The sequence below is a fragment of the Rathayibacter sp. AY1B4 genome (genome assembly GCF_002932815.1).
GTDB lineage: Bacteria > Actinomycetota > Actinomycetes > Actinomycetales > Microbacteriaceae > Rathayibacter.
In genome coordinates this window covers 1-17,860 of sequence record NZ_PSWN01000002.1, presented here as the reverse complement: position 1 = coordinate 17,860, position 17,860 = coordinate 1, and the positions used below count along the sequence as shown (strand labels likewise).

Here is a 17,860-nt window from a genome sequence, read left to right as displayed (position 1 = left end):
GGGCGGGGCGGGCCCGTAGCGGCGTGTCGCTTCTCCCGCTAGGTGTTCAGGTGTTGGTGACACTAAGCTGATCCCAGCACTTACAGTCGGTGCGACTCTTAGTAGGGGGCATCGGATGCCGGACGTGCAGCTTGCCGTGTCGACGGTGATCTTCGCCCTGCGGCCGCACCCGGAGACCGGAGCGAGCACCGTCTGGATCCCCGTCGTCCGGCGCATCCGCGAGCCGTTCGAGGGACTCTGGGCACTGCCCGGCGGACCGCTGCATCCGGACGAGGATCTCGCCGAGTCGGCCCGCCGCACTCTCCGCGAGACCACCGGCCTGGCTCCGCGCTACCTCGAGCAGCTCTACGCCGTCGGCGGCACCGACCGCTCCCCCGGTGAGGACCGCGTCGTGTCGATCGTCTACTGGGCGCTCGTGCGCTCCGCCGAGGCCGACGAGGCCATCGTGGGAGAGAACGTCGCCTGGCTCTGCACCGATCTGCCGCTCGAGCTCGCCTTCGACCACGGACTGATCGTCGACTACGCCCTCTGGCGCCTGCGCAACAAGATGGAGTACTCCCGCATCGCGCAGGCCTTCCTCGGCGGCGCCTTCACCCTGTCCCAGCTGCGGGAGGTCCACGAGGCCGTCCTGCAGAAGCCCCTCGACCCGGCCAACTTCCGCCGGACGATCGAGAGCTCCGGCACCGTGGTGCCCACCGGGGAGCGCCTGACGGGCACCCGCCACCGTCCCCCGCGCCTCTACCGCTACGACGAGTCGGCGGCGCTCGTCGACAACGGCCCGCTGCCCGTCTGAGCGCGCCGCCCGACTCCCCCACCCGCCTCACGAGGAGAACACCGTGACATCCGTCGACAGCACCATCCGGCTCATCGAGGGCGGCTCCGCGCCCGGCGCCACCTGCGCGCCCGAGCTCGCGGAGGCCCCCTGGTCGTTCGACCTCGGCCTGCCCGCCTACGGGCCCGGCGCCTCCCAGGCCGACCCGATCCCGGCCGACGCCCCGGTCCAGGGACGTCTGCCGGAGGAGTACACGACGGCGAGCGCCGACGAGCTGCACCACCGCATCCTCGCGGCGAAGGAGACGCTCGGCGAGCGGGTCGTCGTGCTCGGGCACTTCTACCAGCGGGACGAGGTGGTGCAGTACGCCGACTACGTGGGCGACTCGTTCCAGCTGGCGAAGGCGGCGACGAGCCGGCCCGACGCCGAGGCCATCGTCTTCTGCGGCGTGCACTTCATGGCGGAGACGGCCGACATCCTCTCCGGACCGGAGCAGGCCGTGATCCTCCCGAACCTGGCGGCCGGCTGCTCGATGGCGGACATGGCCGACATCGACTCCGTCGAGGACGCCTGGGCCGAGCTCACCGAGCTCTACGGCACCGAGCCGGACGCCGACGGCCGCGTGCCGCTCGTCCCGGTCACGTACATGAACTCCTCCGCCGCGCTGAAGGCGTTCTGCGGCCGCAACGGAGGCGTGGTCTGCACCTCCTCGAACGCGGCGACCGTGCTCGAGGACGCGTTCGCGCGCGGGCAGCGGGTGCTGTTCTTCCCCGACCAGCACCTCGGCCGCAACACCGCCAAGGCGATGGGCGTGCCGCTGGAGCGGATGCCGATGTGGAACCCGCGGAAGCCGCAGGGCGGCTCCGACACCGCGACGCTCCTGGACGCGCAGGTGATCCTCTGGCACGGCTTCTGCTCGGTGCACAAGCGCTTCACGACGGCCCAGATCGCGAAGGCGCGCGCCGAGCACCCGGGCGTGCGCGTGATCGTGCACCCGGAGTGCCCGATGGCGGTCGTCGACGCGGCCGACGAGTACGGCTCGACCGACTACATCGTGAAGGCGATCCAGGCGGCACCCGCGGGATCGACCTTCGCGATCGGCACCGAGATCAACCTGGTGCAGCGCCTCGCCGTCCAGTACCCGCAGCACACGATCTTCTGCCTCGACGACGTGGTCTGCCCCTGCTCGACCATGTACCGCATCCACCCCGGCTACCTCGCCTGGGTGCTCGAGGGACTGGTCGCGGGGACGGTGCTCAACCGCATCGAGGTCGCGGAATCGGTGCAGGCCGAGGCGCGCACCGCCCTCGAGCGGATGCTCGCGGCCGTTCCGCCCGCCGGGCCGACGGCGGTCTGACATGGCGCGGGTCGTCGTCGTCGGCAGCGGCATCGCCGGGCTGGTCGCCGCGCTGACGGCGCAGCACCGCCACGAGGTGCTGCTCGTCACCAAGGGCGCGCTGGCGGAGTCGTCGACGCGCGCCGCGCAGGGCGGGATCGCCGCGGTCACGGCGCCGGACGACTCCGTGGCGCTGCACGTGGAGGACACGCTCACCGCCGGTGCGGGCCTCGCCGTGCGCTCGGCGGTCGAGGTGCTCTGCGCCGAGGGGCCGGAGGCTGTCGCGGTGCTGCAGGAGTGGGGCGTCGGCTTCGACCGCGAGGGCGGCGAGCTGGCGCGGGGACTCGAGGGCGCCCACTCGCGTCCGCGGATCCTGCACGCCGGCGGCGACGCGACGGGCGCCGCGATCGAGGCCGCTCTCGTGGCGGCGGTGCGGGCCTCGTCCGTCGAGGTGCGCGAGCACGCCGCCCTGGTCGACCTGGTGGGGGAGGGCGGCTCGGTCACGGGCGCCGACGTCCTGCACGACGGCGTGCTCGAGCGCCTGGCGGCCGACGCGGTCGTGCTGGCCACCGGAGGCGCCGGGCAGCTCTACCGGCACACCACCAATCCGTCCGTCGCGACCGGGGACGGACTCGCCGCCGCCCTGCGGGCGGGAGCGGAGACGGCGGACCTGGAGTTCTACCAGTTCCACCCGACCACGCTCGCGCTGCCGGGCGGCTTCCTCGTCTCGGAGGCGGTGCGCGGCGAGGGCGCGGTGCTGCGCGACGCCGCCGGCGAGCGGTTCCTGGCCGGGGTGCACCCCGAGGCCGAGATGGCGCCGCGCGACGTCGTGGCGCGCGCGATCGCGGAGCGGATGCGGCTGCAGGGCGGACTGCCCGTGCACCTGGACGCCCGGGCGATCGACTCCGAGGTGCTGGCGAAGAGGTTCCCGACGATCTCGGCGGCCTGCCGCGAGAACGGGCTCTCGCTCGCCGACGACCTGCTGCCCGTGACTCCGGCCGCGCACTACTGGATGGGCGGGATCGCGACCGACCTGGACGGGCGCACCAGCCTCCCCGGGCTGCTCGCAGTGGGCGAGGTCGCCCGCACCGGCGTCCACGGCGCGAACCGCCTCGCCTCCAACAGCCTGCTCGAGGGCGTCGTGTTCGCGCGCCGCGCGGCGCTCGCCCTCGACTCCCTCTCCTGGAGCGGCGGCCCGGTCGCCCCTCCCCGCGCCGTCGTCCCGATGACGCTCGACCGCGCCGCTCTCCAGGACGCGATGTGGGCGGGAGCCGGCCTCTCCCGGAACGCGGCGGGGCTCACAGCGGCGCGCGACGTGCTCGTCGCCTCCGCCTCGCCCGCTCCGCTCGGACTGAGGACGCTCGAGGACGCGAACCTGCTGACCTGCGCCCTCGCTCTCATCGACGCCGCGCTCGCGCGCACGCACTCCGTCGGCGCCCACCACCGCACCGACTCCCCCGACCCCGCGACGGCGAGCGCCGCCGCCCCCACCAGAGAGGCGGCCCTTCCGTGCTGACCCGCCAGAGCATCGACCGCGTCGTCACCCTCGCCCTCGAGGAGGACGCGCCCTGGGGCGACCTGACCTCCGACACCCTCCTCCCCGCGGACGCCACCGCGAGCGCCGCCCTCATGGCCCGCGAGCCCGGCGTCCTCAGCGGCGGCGCCGTCCTCGTCGGCACGATGCGGCAGGTCGACTCCCGGATCCGCTGCTCGGTGCTCGTAGAGGACGGCGCGGTCTTCGAGGCCGGGCAGACCCTCGCCCGGATCGAGGGCCCCGCGGGCGGCGTGCTCCGCGGCGAGCGGGTCGCGCTCAACCTCGTGCAGCGGATGAGCGGCATCGCCACCCTGACGGCGCAGTACGTCGCCGCGGTGGAGGGGACGCGCGCCCGCATCGTCGACACCCGCAAGACCACGGCGGGCCTGCGCGCGCTCGAGAGGCACGCCGTCCGCAGCGGCGGCGGCCGCAACCACCGCTTCTCGCTCTCGGACGCGGTGCTGGCAAAGGACAACCACCTCGCGGTGCTCGCCGCGCGCGGGATCGACCTGACCGCGGCCCTGCGGGCGGCGCGCGCCTCGATCCCGCACACGGCGCACCTCGAGGTCGAGGTCGACCGGCTCGACCAGATCGAGCCCGCGCTGGCGGGAGGCGCGGACACGATCATGCTCGACAACTTCACCCCCGAGCTGCTCCGCCAGGGCGTCGCCCTCATCGGCGGGCGGGCCGTGGTCGAGGCGAGCGGCGGCGTCGACCTCTCGACCGTGCGCGCGATCGCGGAGGCGGGGGTCGACGTGATCTCCGTCGGCGCGCTCACCCACAGCGTCCGCTCGCTCGACCTCGGCCTGGACATCGCGGTCGAGTGATCTACCTCGACCACGCCGCGACCTCGCCCGTGCGCCGCGAGGTGCTGGAGGCCATGTGGCCGTTCCTCACCGCGGAGTACGGCAACCCGTCGAGCAGCCACTCGCTCGGCGACGCCGCGGCGCGCGCGCTGGAGGCGGCGCGCGCTCACGTGGCCCGCTTCCTCGGCGGCCGCGCCTCCGAGACGCTCTTCACCTCCGGCGGCACGGAGTCGATCAACACGGCGGTCAAGGGCCTCGCGCTGGGATCGCCGAGCGGACGGCACCTGGTGATCTCGGCGCTCGAGCACGAGGCGACCGTCGAGTCGGCCGACCACCTCCGGCGCCTGCACGGCTTCGAGGTGTCGACGGCCCCCGTCGACGCGACCGGCCTGCTCGACCTCGACGCGCTCGCCGCGCTGGTCCGGCCGGACACCGCGCTGGTCTCGGTGCTCGCGGCGAGCAACGAGATCGGGACGGTGCAGGACGTGCCGGCGATCGCGGCGCTCTGCCGATCGCGGGGCGTGCCGCTGCACGTGGACGCCGTCCAGGCCGCCGGCTGGCTGGACGTCGCGGGCTGGGGCGCCGACGCGGTCTCGGTCTCGGGGCACAAGCTCGGGGCGCCGAAGGGCGTGGGGGCGCTGCTGCTGCGCAGCCGGCTCCCGTTCGAGCCCCTGCTGCACGGCGGCGGCCAGGAGCGGGAGCGGCGCTCGGGCACCGAGAACGTGGCCTTCGCGGTCGCGCTCGGCACCGCGGTGCGCCTGCTCGATCCGGACCGCGCGGCACGGGTCGGAGCGGTCCGGGACGCGTTCGCCGAGCGGGTCGCGGCCCTGGCGCCCCGGGCCGTGCCGCTGGGCTCCGCGGCGCACCGGCTCCCCTCGATCGCGGCGTACGCCGTCCCCGGGCGCAGCGGCGAGTCGACGCTCCTCGAGCTGGAGGAGCGCGGCGTCGTCGTCTCGAGCGGCTCGGCGTGCGCCGCCGGGCGCGACGAGCCCTCGCCCGCGCTGCTGGCCCTCGGCCTCGACCCCGACGTCGCCCGGACCGCCGTGCGGTTCAGCTTCGGCGAGGGCGCCACGCTCGAGGAGGCCGAGGCCGCGTCCTCCGCGCTCTCCGCGGCCCTCGCCTGAGACCTCTCGCAGCGGATCCCCGTCGATCGGGAATGTCCGGGGCGTCCGCCGCTGTTCTCCCTCCGTACCCCGCATCCGCGCCCGCGAGTCGAGCCGTCGATGCGCCCCTCACACCGATCCCCTCACGACCGGAGAACACCTGTGACCGAGCGCAGCACCCTTCCCGCCGCGCGGCCCGCCGCACCCGCCGCCGCCACGACCCTCGAGCCGCGCAGCCGCCTGGTCATCAGCCTCCTGCTGGTGTCGGCGTTCGTCGTGATCCTCAACGAGACGATCATGAGCGTGGCGCTGCCCGACCTCATGCGCGACTTCGACGTCGAGGCGCACGTGGGCCAGTGGCTCTCGACCGCCTTCATGCTCACGATGGCCGTGGTCATCCCGATCACGGGCTACCTGATCCAGCGGCTGCACACCCGCACGCTCTTCGCCGCCGCGATGATCCTCTTCAGCCTCGGCACGCTCACCGCCGCGCTCGCCCCGACCTTCGCGGTCCTCCTGGCGGCCCGCGTGGTGCAGGCCGGCGGCACGGCCATCATGATGCCGCTGCTGATGACGACCGTCATGACGCTGGTGCCCCCGGCGATCCGCGGCCGGATGATGGGCAACATCTCGATCGTCATCTCGGTGGCTCCGGCCGTCGGACCGACGATCTCGGGCGTCATTCTCAACTTCCTCGGCTGGCGCTGGATGTTCTGGATCGTGCTGCCGATCGCGATCGGCGCGCTGCTCCTGGGCCTGCGCAAGGTCGAGAACGTCACCGAGCCCCGCTCCATCCCGATCGACTCGCTCTCGGTCGTCCTCTCGGTCTTCGGCTTCGGCGGCCTCGTCTACGGCCTGTCGAGCCTCGGCGAGGGCGGAGCCGCGGTCGTCGCGCCGTGGATCCCGTTCGTCGTCGCGGGCCTCGGCCTCGCGGGCTTCATCGCGCGCCAGCTCCTGCTGCAGCGCACCGACCGGGCCCTGCTGGACCTCCGGACCTTCTCCTCCGCGAACTTCACCATCGTCATCGCGATGATGGCGGTCAGCATGTCGGCGCTCTTCGGCACGCTGATCCTGCTGCCCCTCTACACGCAGAACGTGCTGGGCCTCACTCCGCTGGAGACCGGGCTGCTCCTGCTCCCCGGCGGCCTGCTGATGGGCCTGCTCGCGCCGTTCGTCGGCCGCGGCTACGACCGCTTCGGCCCGCGCGTGCTGCTCGTGCCCGGCTCGATCGTCGTCGCCGGCGCACTGTGGGGGTACACCCTGCTCGCGGCGGACTCGTCGCCCTGGTTCGTCCTCTCGCTGCACGTCACCCTCAGCCTGGGCCTCGCCTTCGTCTTCACGCCGCTGTTCACCGCCGGCCTCGGCTCGGTGCGCCCCTCGCTCTACTCGCACGGCAGCGCGATCATCGGCACCGTGCAGCAGCTGGGCGGCGCGGCGGGCACGGCGCTGTTCGTCACCGTCCTCTCGATCCGGTCGGCGGAGCTCGCGCAGGGCGGAGCCGACGAGGTCGCCTCCTACGCCGGCGGCATCCACTCCGCGTTCCTGTGGGGCGCGTCGATCGCGACGGTCGCGATCGTGGCCGCGTTCTTCGTCCGCCGCCCGGCGGAGTCGGACGCGCCGCTCCCGATGGCGCACTGAGCCGGGCGGGCCGACCCCGCCTGTTCACCTCCGCGTCACCCCGCCTCCCTACGGTGTCGCCCCGGCCGCCGCGCTCCCGATCGCGCGGCCGGGACGGAGACGAGACGTGACCGAGACGGCCGGCCCCCAGGACGTGCTCGACGCCGGAGCGGCCACCCCTCCTCCCCGCACGCTGGTCGATGTCCTCCGCGACACCGCGGAGCGCCACCCGGACGCCTCCGCGCTGGAGGACCCGGCCGGAGCGCTCAGCTACCGGGAGCTGCTGGCCCGCACGGTGCAGCTCGCGGGCGAGCTCACCACCGCAGGGGTCCGACGCGGCGACCGCGTCGGCATCCGCATGCCCAGCGGCTCCCGCGAGCTCTACCTCGCGATCCTGGCCGTCCTCGCCGCGGGAGCCGCGTACGTCCCGGTGGACGCGGACGACCCCGAGGAGCGGGCGCGCCTCGTCTTCGGCGAGGCCGCCGTCCGCGGCGTGATCACCGGCTCCGGCCGCTTCGAGCGCACCGGCGCCGACGAGCCGGCCGCACGCCTGTTCACCGCGAGCGCGCCGCACCCGAGCACGGCGTCGATCCCGCTGCTGCAGCCGCCCTCGCTCGAGGACGACGCCTGGATCATCTTCACCTCCGGCTCCACCGGAACCCCCAAGGGAGTGGCGGTCAGCCACCGCTCCGCCGCCGCCTTCGTCGACGCTGAGGCGCGCCTCTTCCTCCAGGCGGAGCCGCTCGGCCCCGGGGACCGCGTGCTGGCCGGTCTCTCCGTCGCGTTCGACGCGTCCTGCGAGGAGATGTGGCTCGCCTGGCGGCACGGCGCCTGCCTCGTCCCCGCTCCCCGCTCGCTGGTCCGCAGCGGCATGGACCTCGGCCCCTGGCTGACCACGCACGGCATCACCGTGGTCTCGACCGTGCCGACCCTCGCGGCGCTCTGGCCCGCGGAGTCGCTCGAGAACGTCCGCCTGCTGATCTTCGGCGGCGAGGCGTGCCCGCCGGAGCTCGGCGAGCGCCTGGCCGTCGAGGGCCGCGAGGTCTGGAACACCTACGGGCCGACCGAGGCCACCGTCGTCGCCTGCGCCGCGCCCCTCGGCGGGCCTCCCCCGGTGCGCATCGGGCTGCCGCTGGACGGCTGGCGGCTCGCCGTCGTGGACGCGGACGGACAGCGGGTCGGCGAGGGCGAGGTCGGCGAGCTGGTCATCGGCGGGGTCGGGCTCGCGCGCTACCTCGACCCGGTCAAGGACGCCGAGAAGTACGCGCCGGCACCGCTCCTGGGCTGGGAGCGGGCCTACCGCTCCGGCGACCTGGTGCGCTTCGAGAGCGCCGGCCTCGTCTTCCAGGGGCGCGCGGACGACCAGGTGAAGCTCGGCGGTCGGCGGATCGAGCTCGGCGAGGTCGAGGCGGCGCTGCAGGCGCTCCCCGGAGTCTCGGGGGCGGCGGCCGCGGTCCGCACCACGGCGGCCGGCAACCAGGTCCTCGTCGGCTACCTGGCCCTCGCCGGCGGCCGGGAGCTCGACCGCGACGCGGCGCTCGCCCGCCTGCGTGAGGAGCTGCCCGCATCCCTCGTGCCGCTGCTGGCCGTGGTCGAGGAGCTGCCGACCCGCGTCTCCGGCAAGGTCGACCGCGCCGCACTCCCCTGGCCGCTCGCCGTGGGCACGACCGAGGACGCCTCCCTCGACCCCGAGGAGGCGTGGCTCGCCGCCCTCTGGCGCGACGTGCTCGGCGTGCCGGTCGACGAGCGGGCGAACTTCTTCGACCTCGGCGGCGGCTCCCTCGCCGCCGCCCAGCTGGTCGCGCGGATCCGCGAGCGCGACCCCGAGTTCACGGTCGCCGACGTCTACGCCCACCCGCGTCTCGCGGCGATGGCCGCCGAGATCCAGAGCCGCTCGACGGGCATCGCGGAGGTGTCCGCTCACCGCATCGCGCCGGTCCCCCTCCGGATGCGCGTCCTGCAGACCCTCCTCGGCGCACCGCTGCTCGTGCTCGGCAGCGCCCGATGGATCACCGCGATCCTCACCGTCACCGCGGTGCTCGACCTCGTGCCGGGGTTCGGCTGGCTGCCCACCGCTCCGCTCGCCGCACTGATCCCCGCGTTCGCGCTCTTCCTCACGCCGTTCGGGCGGATGGGGCTCACCGTCCTCGCCGCGCGCACCCTGCTGCGCGGGATCCGAGCCGGAGACCACCCGCGCGGCGGGAGCGTGCACCTCCGGCTCTGGCTGGCCGAGCAGATCGCGTTCCAGCTCAAGGCCGTGAGCCTGGCGGGTGCGCCCTGGGTCGCCTACTACGCCCGCGCGCTCGGCGCTCGCATCGCCGACGACGTCGACCTGCACTCCCTCCCTCCGCTGACCGGGATGCTCACGCTCGGGCGCGGCGCCGCGATCGAGCCCGAGGTCGACCTCTCCGGCTACTGGATCGACGGCGACGTCCTGCGCGTCGGCGCCGTCCGGGTCGGCGCCGGCAGCACGGTGGGCGCGCGCAGCACGCTCCTCCCCGGCGCCCGGATCGGCAAGCACGCGCAGATCGAGCCGGGATCGGCCGTCTTCGGGCGGGTGCCGGCCGGGCAGCGCTGGGGAGGATCCCCCGCCCAGCGGCTCGGCAGGGCGAACGCCGGGTTCCCCTCGGAGCGCCCGGCGCGCCGCCCGGGCTGGGTCTGGGCGTACGGAGCGTCCGCGGTCGGCCTCGCGGCGGTCCCGGTCCTCGCCCTCGCGGCCGGGCTCGCCGTCGTGGCCGCCGCCGTGCGCGGCTCGGCCGGCCTCGGCGCCGCGCTCGGGCCCGCTCTCGCCGCCCTCGTGCCCGCCGTCGCCGTCTCCGGAGTCGTCCTCGCCGCTCTCGTCGTCGTCCTGGTGCGCCTGCTCGGCCGGGGCGTCGAGCCGGGCACCCACCCTGTGCGCGGTCGGATCGGCTGGCAGGTCTGGTCGACGGAGCGGCTGCTCGACTCCGCGCGGGTCCTGCTCTTCCCGCTCTACTCGGGCCTGTTCACCCCGGTCTGGCTGCGGCTCCTCGGCGCGAAGGTCGGACGCGACGTCGAGGCCTCGACGGTGCTGCTCCTGCCCGCGATGACGACCATCCGCGACGGCGCGTTCCTCGCCGACGACACGCTCGTCGCCTCCTACGCGCTCGGCGGCGGCTGGATGCGGCTCGCCCGCGCGGAGATCGGCGAGCGCGCGTTCCTCGGCAACTCCGGCATGGCCGCTCCCGGTCACACTGTGCCCGCCGGCGGACTCGTCGCCGTCCTCTCCTCCGCGCCCCGGAAGTCGAAGGCGGGCTCGTCGTGGCTCGGCTCACCGCCCGTGCGGCTGCGGCGCACCGTCGTCGAGGCGGAGTCGGCGCGCACCTTCCGCCCCGCCCGCCGACTCCGCGCGGCCCGCATCGCGTGGGAGCTCGGCCGCTTCGTCCCGGTGGTCGTCTCGGTCGCGATCGGCCTCGGCGTGGTCGCCGGACTGCTGGCGCTGATCCAGACGCTCGGGGCGGTGCTCGCCGCGCTCGTGGGAGGCGTCGTGCTGCTGGCCGCCGGGGCGGTCGCCGCGGCCGTCTCCACCGCCGCGAAGTGGATCCTGATCCAGCGGGTCGAGCCGAGCGAGCAGCCGCTGTGGTCCTCGTTCGTCTGGCGGAGCGAGCTGGCCGACGCCTTCACCGAGATGGTCGCCGCGCCCTGGTTCGCCCACGCCGCCGCGGGCACTCCGGCGCTGGTCTGGTGGCTGCGGAGCCTCGGCGCCCGGATCGGACGCGGCGTCTGGTGCGAGAGCTACTGGCTCCCCGAGGCCGATCTGATCTCGCTCGGCGACGGAGCGACCGTGAACCGGGGCTGCGTCGTGCAGACGCACCTGTTCCATGATCGAATCATGAGCATGGATCTCGTGAGCCTCGACGCCGGCGCCACCCTGGGCCCGCACAGCGTGATCCTCCCCGCCGCGCGGATCGCCGAGCACGGCACGGTCGGCCCGGCCTCGCTCGTCATGCGGGGGGAGCTCGTGCCCGCGGGCAGCCGCTGGAGCGGCAACCCGATCGGCCCGTGGCGCGAGGTGCGCGTCGCCGACTACCACGCGCCCGTCGCGTGAGCCCCGCGCTGACCGGGCTCGAGACCGCCGGCGACCCCTACGTCCCCGGCATCGGGAACACCGGCTACCGCGTCGAGTCCTACGACCTCGACCTCGACTACCGCGTCGCCTCGAACCGCCTGGCCGGCCGGGCGGTGCTGCGGATCGTCGCGCTGCAGCCGCTCCGGCGGTTCTCCCTCGACCTCTCCCGGCTCCGCGTGGCCCGCGTCCGGATCGACGGACGCCGCGCCCGCCACGAGCAGGCGCCGCACAAGCTGCGGGTGTCCCCCGCCGAGCCGCTGGCCGCCGGCGAGAGCGTCGACGTCGAGATCGAGTACAGCGGCCACCCCGCCCCCCGCGCCAGCCACTGGGGCGAGCTCGGCTGGGAGGAGCTGGAGGACGGGGTGCTCGTCGCCTCGCAGCCCTCCGGCTCCTCCACCTGGTTCCCCTGCAACGACGACGTCGCCGAGAAGGCTCCGTACCGCCTGCGCGTCACCGCCGAGGAGGGCTACGCCGTGCTCGCGAACGGGGTGCTCGTCGACTCGAGCGCCCGCTCCGGCCGCCGCACCTGGCTCTACGAGCAGCGCGAGCCCAGCGCCGCGTACCTCGCCTCGGTGCAGATCGGCCGCTACGCGATCGAGGAGCGCGTGCTCGCCGGGGTCGCGGTGACCCTCGCCCGCCCCGCCGCCCTGGCCGCTCGGGTCGCGCACGACTTCGCTCCGCTCGAGCGCATGCTCGCCCTGTTCACGCGGCTGTTCGGGCCCTACCCCTTCGCCCGCTACTGCGTCGTCGTCACGGCGGACGAGCTGGAGATCCCGCTCGAGGCGCAGGCGATGGCGGTGTTCGGCGCCAACCACGCCGACGGCCGCGGCGGCTCGGAGCGCCTCATCGCTCACGAGCTCGCGCACCAGTGGTTCGGCAACAGCGTGGGCATCGCCCGGTGGCGCCACATCTGGCTCAACGAGGGGTTCGCCTGCTACGCGGAGTGGCTGTGGTCGGAGGAGTCGGGCCGCGCCACCGCCGACGCCTGCGCCCGCCGCCACCACGCGGTGCTGCGGGCTGCGGCGCAGGATCTCGTGCTCGCCGATCCGGGGCCGGTCGCACTCTTCGACGACCGCGTCTACAAGCGCGGCGCGCTCACCCTGCACGCGCTGCGGCTCACCGTCGGCGACGAGCCCTTCCTCCGGCTGCTGCGGGAGTGGACGTCCCGCTACGCCTCCGCCGCCGTCACCGACGAGGAGTTCCGCGAGCTCTGCACCGAGGTCCTCGGCGAGGGCGTGGACGACCTGCTCGACGCCTGGCTCCTCGACGAGGAGCTGCCGCCGCTACCGTCCCGGCGCTGACACCAGCGAGTCCGCGAGCGCGTCGCCGTGCTCGCGCCGCCAGCCGATGATGGGCCCGGCGCCCGCGTCCCCCATCGGCCCGAGGGCGACGCTGACCCGCAGCGCGGGGTCCAGCTGCGGCTCGGCCAGCCGGAAGCGGACGCCGTCGATCCGCGCCTCCGCCGCGTGGTGCGACTCGTGCACGTGCACCCGGCGCGGGTCGAGCTCGAGCCCGCGGCCGTCCGCCTTCAGCGCGGCCTCGATCCGGGTCCAGTGCAGGACGGGGTCGGCGGGGCGCATCCCGCCCGTGGCGAAGGGCGCCCCGGCGATGCGCGTGATCCGCTCCCCGCGCTCGGGCGTGCCCAGCGTCGGCTCCACATCGACACCGACCGCACCGGCGCTGCTCGCCGCGACCACGACGGCGCCCGCGCAGTGCGCGATGCTCACCGACAGCAGCTCGAGCGCGATCCCGCGTCCCTCCAGCCGCGGCCGGCCGTGCGCGCCCCCGCAGCGCGGGCAGCACGCGACGACCCGGACCTCCGACGCGCGCGTCCCCGTGAGCTCGGCCGCGAGCATCCGCAGGAGCACCCGCCCGAAGACGAAGCGCTCGGCCGCCGACGCGGCGACCGTGCCGACGTAGCGCTCGCGCTCCTCGTCGCTCAGCAGCGGCAGCAGCCGCTCGGCGTCCAGCGTCTGCTCGTCGAGCGCCAGCCAGCGCAGGTGCACCCCCGGCAGCTCCGCGCCGATCCCCGACTCCCCCATGTCCGTCCCCCCGGTCAGCTCGTCGCGGCGTGCTCGCCGCGCTCGTACACGTCCGCGGCCGATCCGACGATCAGCGGGTCCGGACCCAGCGGGCCCACGACCTCCTCGTCGCGTCCGTCGTAGTCGTACAGGCTCAGCACGTAGCGCATGGCCTCGAGCCGGGCGCGCTTCTTGTCGTTGCTCTTCACGATGGTCCAGGGAGCGTCGGCGGTGTCGGTCGCCGCCATCATGGCCTCCTTGGCCGCGGTGTAGTCGCCCCACTTGTCGAGCGAGGCGAGGTCCATCGGCGAGAGCTTCCACTGGCGCACGGGGTCGATCATGCGGATCGTGAACCGGGTGCGCTGCTCCTCCGCCGAGACCGAGAACCACAGCTTCACCAGGTCGATGCCGTCGCCGACGAGCATCCGCTCGAACAGCGGCGTCTGGCGGATGAACTCGTCGTACTGCGCCGGCGTGCAGAAGCCCATCACGCGCTCCACGCCGGCCCGGTTGTACCAGGAGCGGTCGAAGAGGACGATCTCGCCGGCGGCCGGCAGGTGCGAGACGTAGCGCTGGAAGTACCACTGACCGGCCTCGCGCTCGGTCGGCTTCTCGAGCGCGACCACGCGGGCTCCGCGCGGGTTGAGGTGCTCGGTGAAGCGCTTGATGGTGCCGCCCTTGCCCGCGGCGTCGCGCCCCTCGAACACGACCACGAGTCGGCGCCCGTGCTTCTTGATCCAGTTCTGCAGCTTCAGCAGTTCGATCTGGAGGAGGCGCTTGCCCGCCTCGTACTCCTCGCGCGACATCCGCTCGTCGTAGGGGTAGCCCTCGCGCCAGGTGTCGATCTGCGTGCCGTCGCGGCGCAGGAGCACCGGATCGTCGTCGTCCTCGTCCAGCACGACGAGGTCCCGCGCGTCGGCGGGCGTGAGCGTGCGGAGCAGCTCGGGAGTGGGACGGAGGGCGTCATCGGCGGTGTCGGGCACGGAGGGACGCTAGTGCGCCCGTGCGACGCTCCGGTGAACGGCGGGTATCCCCGCGTCTGCGGGGAGGACGGTCGGACGGGCTGCCGCGCCGATCGCGGTCCCGGCCGCCGCATGCGCAGGCTGATCACAACGGCTGTACGCGACCGAGGCTGCAGTGCTCGATCCGGGGCGCTCCCGCGAGGATCGACCGGCTCCGCCTCGTCTCGGGACGGCGTCAGCCGGTGAACGCCGCAGGAGGCAGGTCGGTCTCGCCGCCCTCGACCGCGTCGAGCAGCCGGTCGACCACGTCCTGCGGCGCCAGACCCGCGCCGAAGCGGGGCGCGTCTCCCGCGAGAGGGTGCCGGGACAGCTCGGTCTCGGTGTGGCCGGGACGCGCGTCGAGCAGGAGGACGCCCGCCCGCTTGTACTCGCGGGCCGAGGCCTTCACGAAGGAGTGCAGTGCCGCCTTCGAGGCGGAGTACGCGGCGAGTCCCGCGGTCGGAGCCTCCGCCACCACGCCGCTGATGGTCAGCGCGAACGGCTCGCGCCCCTCGCCCGCCGACGCGACGAGCGACGGCAGCGCGGCGGTCAGCACCCGGATCGGCGCCAGCGCGTTCACCTCGACCAGCTCCTCCAGAACGGCCGGATCGAGCTCGGCGGAGGGCCCGAAGGCCACGACGCCCGCGGCCACGACGACGCCGTCGAGGCGCCCGTGCCGCTCGAGCACCTCGGCGACCACGCGCCGGGGCTCGTCCTCCCCGCGCAGGTCGGCGACCAGGGGTGTCTCGCCGAGCGCCGCGGAGTCGCGCCCCGAGCGCACCGCGACGGCACCGCGCGCCTCCAGCGAATCGGCCAGGAGGCGGCCGAGGCCGCCCGAGGCTCCGAGGACGAGGACGACGGCACCGTCGAGACGAGTCATGTGGCGAGCCTAGACGGGTGCGCTGTCGCGGATCGGCACTACCGTCCGAGCGACCGGGCCCCTACCGTGAGGCCCATGACACGACTGCAGAGCCGTGCCGTGCTGCACCGCCTGCTCGAGGTCCTCGAGGATCCCGCCCCCGTCACCATCGGCCACGCGCGTCACGTCCGGATGCTCGTCCGCGAGGCTCTGGAGTGGATCGCCGGCCCTCGGGCGCACGAGTCCGGTGCGTGGAGCGGCCCCGCTTCGGGAGAGCCCGCGGCCGCGCTCGCCCCCCAGGATCCCGCCGCCACGGACCCGGGTCTCTGACGCTCCCGCCCTCCTCGTAGACTCGTTCGCCGGAGGAACGGGGGGGGTCGATGGACGAGGGTGCGCCGGCGGGCTGGTACCGCGACGAGGCCGATGCGGCCGAGATGCGCTGGTGGGACGGCAGGCGGTTCACCGGGGCGCGCCGCTCCGCGCAGGACAGTGCCGCGGTGGTGCGGGACGCACCCGTCACCCCCGTCACGGAGCGCGTCGTCTACCGCCTCCCGAACGCCGACGGCGCCCCGAGCGTCGACGCCCTCGCCGAGGCCGAGCGGATCGAGGAGATCGCCGATCTGATCGGCCGCACGCTCGAGCAGGGCGAGATCGACGAGCGGACCCTCGAGGTCGACCTGATCCCCGAGCCCGACCACCCCACCGGCCTCGACGCCGTCTCGGTCCGGGTCGGCGGCCGCGTCCTCGGCTACCTGCCGAACGCCTCCGCCCACCGGGCCGCTCTCGACCGGGTCGTGGCGAGCGGAGCCGTCCCGGTCACGACCGCGCGCCTCCGGGTCGAGCGCGGCGAGGAGGGCCTGCGGGCCGTCCTCCGCGTCGCCCTCGTCGCCCCCGAGCTGCTCGTGCCGCTCAACGAGCCGCCCGTCGAGCGCCACTCGATCCTCCCCTGGTCGCGGGGCCTGCCGGTCCTGCGCGAGGACGAGCACTTCGCCCGCCTCTCGACGGTCGTCCCGGCGAGCGGCCGCGGCCTGCTGCTGGTGACCCTGCACCCGGCCGGCGACCTCGTCGAGCTCCGTCTCGACGGCGAGCGGGTGGGCGAGCTCTCCCCGACCCTCTCGGCGGATTTCGCCCCGACCCTCCGCCACCTCGCGAGCCTCGGCCTCACCGCCGCCGCCTACGCCTCCCTCCGCGGATCCCCGCTGAAGGTCGAGCTCACGCTGCAGGCCGCGAAGGCCGCTGAGCTGCCCGCCGAGTGGGTCGACGGCCGTCCGGTCGCTCTTCCCCGACTCCTCCCGCCGGCCCGGACCTACACCGTCCCGCCCTCGTACACGGCGCCGCTGCGTCCCACTCCCCGCAGCTCGGAGGCGGTCTCCCGCTCGGTCCGCCGGACCGTCGCCTGGGTGGTCGTCGGCGTCTGCACCCTCGTCGGGCTGTCGAGCTGGCTGATCGGGGACGTGCTGAACTGACGGGGCGGGGCGGACGTCCGGGGATGTGACCGGCCTCGTGTCGGACTCCCGGGATCGGCGATCCCGCACCTCCGCGCAGAAGCGCCCGGCTCGCGGATCCGGGGATCCGAGCGAACCGGGCGCCTCGGGCCGAGCGCGGCCGTCCTACACGTTGAAGCGGAACTCCACGACGTCGCCGTCCTGCATGACGTAGTCCTTGCCCTCGATGCGGGCCTTGCCCTTCGCGCGGGCCTCGGCGATCGAGCCGGTCTCGACGAGGTCGTCGAACGAGATGATCTCGGCCTTGATGAAGCCCTTCTGGAAGTCGGTGTGGATGACACCGGCGGCCTGGGGCGCGGTCCAGCCCTTCCCGATGGTCCAGGCGCGCGTCTCCTTCGGGCCGGCCGTGAGGTATGTCTGGAGGCCCAGGGTGTCGAAGCCGATGGTCGCGAGCTGGTTGAGGCCCGACTCCGTCTGGCCGGTCGACTCGAGCATCTCGGCGGCGTCGGCCTCGTCGAGGTCGATCAGCTCGGACTCGATCTTCGCGTCGAGGAAGATCGCCTTCGCCGGCGCGACCAGGGCTGCGAGCTCAACCTTCCGGGCGTCGTCGGTCAGCACGGCCTCGTCGACGTTGAAGACGTAGATGAAGGGCTTGGCGGTCAGCAGGCCCAGCTCGCGGATCGGCTCCAGATCGATCGAGGAGGCCGACAGCGGCTTGCCCTGGTCGAGGAACTCGCGCGCCTTCTTCGCGGTCTCGACCACGATCGGCTCGATCTTCCTGCCCTTGAGCTCCTTCTCGTAGCGGGCCTCGGCCTTCTCGAGGGTCTGGAGATCGGCGAGGACCAGCTCGGTGTTGATCGTCTCCATGTCGCTGGCGGCGTCGACCTTGCCGTCGACGTGGACGACGTCGGAGTCCTCGAAGCCGCGGATGACCTGCGCGATGGCGTCGGCCTCGCGGATGTTCGCGAGGAACTTGTTGCCCAGGCCCTCGCCCTCGGACGCGCCGCGCACGATGCCGGCGATGTCGACGAAGGAGACGGGCGCCGGGAGGATGCGCTCGGAGCCGAAGATCCCGGCGAGCACCTCGAGGCGGGAGTCGGGCAGGTTCACCACACCCACGTTCGGCTCGATCGTCGCGAACGGGTAGTTCGCCGCGAGCACCGTGTTCTTGGTCAGTGCGTTGAAGAGCGTCGACTTGCCGACGTTGGGGAGACCGACGATTGCGATAGTGAGAGCCACGGGCATCCATCCTACGGCGTGGCGGCGGAAGGGCCGGGCG

The 17,860-nt window shown here is 74.3% G+C and carries 14 protein-coding genes; 10 read left to right on the top strand and 4 right to left on the bottom strand.

From position 1 onward, the window contains the following. Positions 1–115: 115 nt before the first annotated feature. The 8 genes from C5D66_RS01295 to C5D66_RS01260 all read left to right on the top strand — a co-directional run bounded on the left by C5D66_RS01295 (position 116) and on the right by C5D66_RS01260 (position 12,556). On the top strand, positions 116–793 hold the full coding sequence (locus tag C5D66_RS01295) for an NUDIX domain-containing protein (protein WP_104222969.1): 678 nt from the start codon (positions 116–118) through the stop codon (positions 791–793). A 43-nt stretch (positions 794–836) separates the two neighbouring features. After that, positions 837–2,129, top strand: a complete 1,293-nt coding sequence (nadA, locus tag C5D66_RS01290; protein ID WP_104255087.1) for a quinolinate synthase NadA — start codon at positions 837–839, stop codon at positions 2,127–2,129. 1 nt (position 2,130) lies between these two features. After that, the gene (gene nadB / locus C5D66_RS01285) at positions 2,131–3,624 is read left to right on the top strand and encodes an L-aspartate oxidase (protein ID WP_104255088.1); all 1,494 of its coding nucleotides are present in this window, start codon (positions 2,131–2,133) and stop codon (positions 3,622–3,624) included. Further along, positions 3,618–4,469 carry a carboxylating nicotinate-nucleotide diphosphorylase gene (gene nadC, locus C5D66_RS01280; RefSeq protein ID WP_104255089.1) on the top strand — a complete coding sequence of 284 codons (852 nt, stop codon included), beginning with the start codon at positions 3,618–3,620 and terminating at the stop codon, positions 4,467–4,469. The genes nadB and nadC overlap by 7 nt, the downstream gene beginning before the upstream one ends. Beyond that, the gene (locus C5D66_RS01275; RefSeq protein ID WP_104255090.1) at positions 4,466–5,572 is read left to right on the top strand and encodes a cysteine desulfurase family protein; all 1,107 of its coding nucleotides are present in this window, start codon (positions 4,466–4,468) and stop codon (positions 5,570–5,572) included. The genes nadC and C5D66_RS01275 overlap by 4 nt, the downstream gene beginning before the upstream one ends. A 99-nt stretch (positions 5,573–5,671) precedes the next feature. Next, positions 5,672–7,189, top strand: coding sequence for a DHA2 family efflux MFS transporter permease subunit (locus C5D66_RS01270; protein ID WP_104255091.1), 1,518 nt, complete (start codon positions 5,672–5,674; stop codon positions 7,187–7,189). Between the two features lie 106 nt (positions 7,190–7,295). Then, positions 7,296–11,234, top strand: a complete 3,939-nt coding sequence (locus tag C5D66_RS01265) for a Pls/PosA family non-ribosomal peptide synthetase (RefSeq protein WP_258061198.1) — start codon at positions 7,296–7,298, stop codon at positions 11,232–11,234. Next, entirely contained in the window at positions 11,231–12,556 is a 1,326-nt protein-coding gene (locus C5D66_RS01260) for a M1 family metallopeptidase (RefSeq protein WP_258061199.1), read from the top strand. Before C5D66_RS01265 ends, C5D66_RS01260 begins: the two co-directional genes overlap by 4 nt. On the opposite strand, the gene C5D66_RS01255 is transcribed toward C5D66_RS01260, so the two are convergent. From C5D66_RS01255 to C5D66_RS01245, 3 genes are all read right to left on the bottom strand, one after another. Then, positions 12,539–13,297: a 4'-phosphopantetheinyl transferase superfamily protein gene (locus tag C5D66_RS01255; protein ID WP_104255093.1), complete on the bottom strand. Its 759-nt coding sequence runs from the start codon at positions 13,295–13,297 to the stop codon at positions 12,539–12,541. The two genes, C5D66_RS01260 and C5D66_RS01255, sit on opposite strands and share 18 nt — an antisense overlap. 14 nt (positions 13,298–13,311) lie before the next feature. Continuing rightward, a complete protein-coding gene (gene ppk2 / locus C5D66_RS01250; RefSeq protein WP_244229668.1) occupies positions 13,312–14,172 on the bottom strand; it encodes a polyphosphate kinase 2 in 861 nt (286 codons plus the stop codon). Between the two features lie 301 nt (positions 14,173–14,473). Then, positions 14,474–15,157 (bottom strand): SDR family oxidoreductase, encoded by a 684-nt coding sequence (locus tag C5D66_RS01245; protein WP_104255094.1) that lies wholly within the window; start codon positions 15,155–15,157, stop codon positions 14,474–14,476. Between the two features lie 75 nt (positions 15,158–15,232). Between C5D66_RS01245 and C5D66_RS01240 the strand changes: the two genes are divergently transcribed. Both C5D66_RS01240 and C5D66_RS01235 read left to right on the top strand, forming a co-directional pair. After that, positions 15,233–15,466: a hypothetical protein gene (locus C5D66_RS01240; RefSeq protein WP_146078402.1), complete on the top strand. Its 234-nt coding sequence runs from the start codon at positions 15,233–15,235 to the stop codon at positions 15,464–15,466. A 50-nt stretch (positions 15,467–15,516) separates the two neighbouring features. Further along, entirely contained in the window at positions 15,517–16,602 is a 1,086-nt protein-coding gene (locus C5D66_RS01235; protein WP_104255095.1) for a DUF2510 domain-containing protein, read from the top strand. Positions 16,603–16,746: 144 nt separating this feature from the next. On the opposite strand, the gene ychF is transcribed toward C5D66_RS01235, so the two are convergent. Next, the gene (gene ychF / locus C5D66_RS01230; RefSeq protein WP_104255102.1) at positions 16,747–17,820 is read right to left on the bottom strand and encodes a redox-regulated ATPase YchF; all 1,074 of its coding nucleotides are present in this window, start codon (positions 17,818–17,820) and stop codon (positions 16,747–16,749) included. Positions 17,821–17,860: the final 40 nt, after the last annotated feature.

Excerpts from the sequence above, each read along its gene's own strand:
- C5D66_RS01295 (WP_104222969.1), top strand. The coding sequence starts at position 116 with ATGCCGGACGTGCAGCTTGCCGTGTCGACGGTGATCTTCGCCCTGCGG.
- nadB (WP_104255088.1), top strand. The coding sequence starts at position 2,131 with ATGGCGCGGGTCGTCGTCGTCGGCAGCGGCATCGCCGGGCTGGTCGCC.
- C5D66_RS01270 (WP_104255091.1), top strand. The coding sequence starts at position 5,672 with ATGCGCCCCTCACACCGATCCCCTCACGACCGGAGAACACCTGTGACC.
- C5D66_RS01255 (WP_104255093.1), bottom strand. The coding sequence starts at position 13,297 with ATGGGGGAGTCGGGGATCGGCGCGGAGCTGCCGGGGGTGCACCTGCGC.
- C5D66_RS01245 (WP_104255094.1), bottom strand. The coding sequence starts at position 15,157 with ATGACTCGTCTCGACGGTGCCGTCGTCCTCGTCCTCGGAGCCTCGGGC.
- C5D66_RS01240 (WP_146078402.1), top strand. The coding sequence starts at position 15,233 with ATGACACGACTGCAGAGCCGTGCCGTGCTGCACCGCCTGCTCGAGGTC.
- C5D66_RS01235 (WP_104255095.1), top strand. The coding sequence starts at position 15,517 with ATGGACGAGGGTGCGCCGGCGGGCTGGTACCGCGACGAGGCCGATGCG.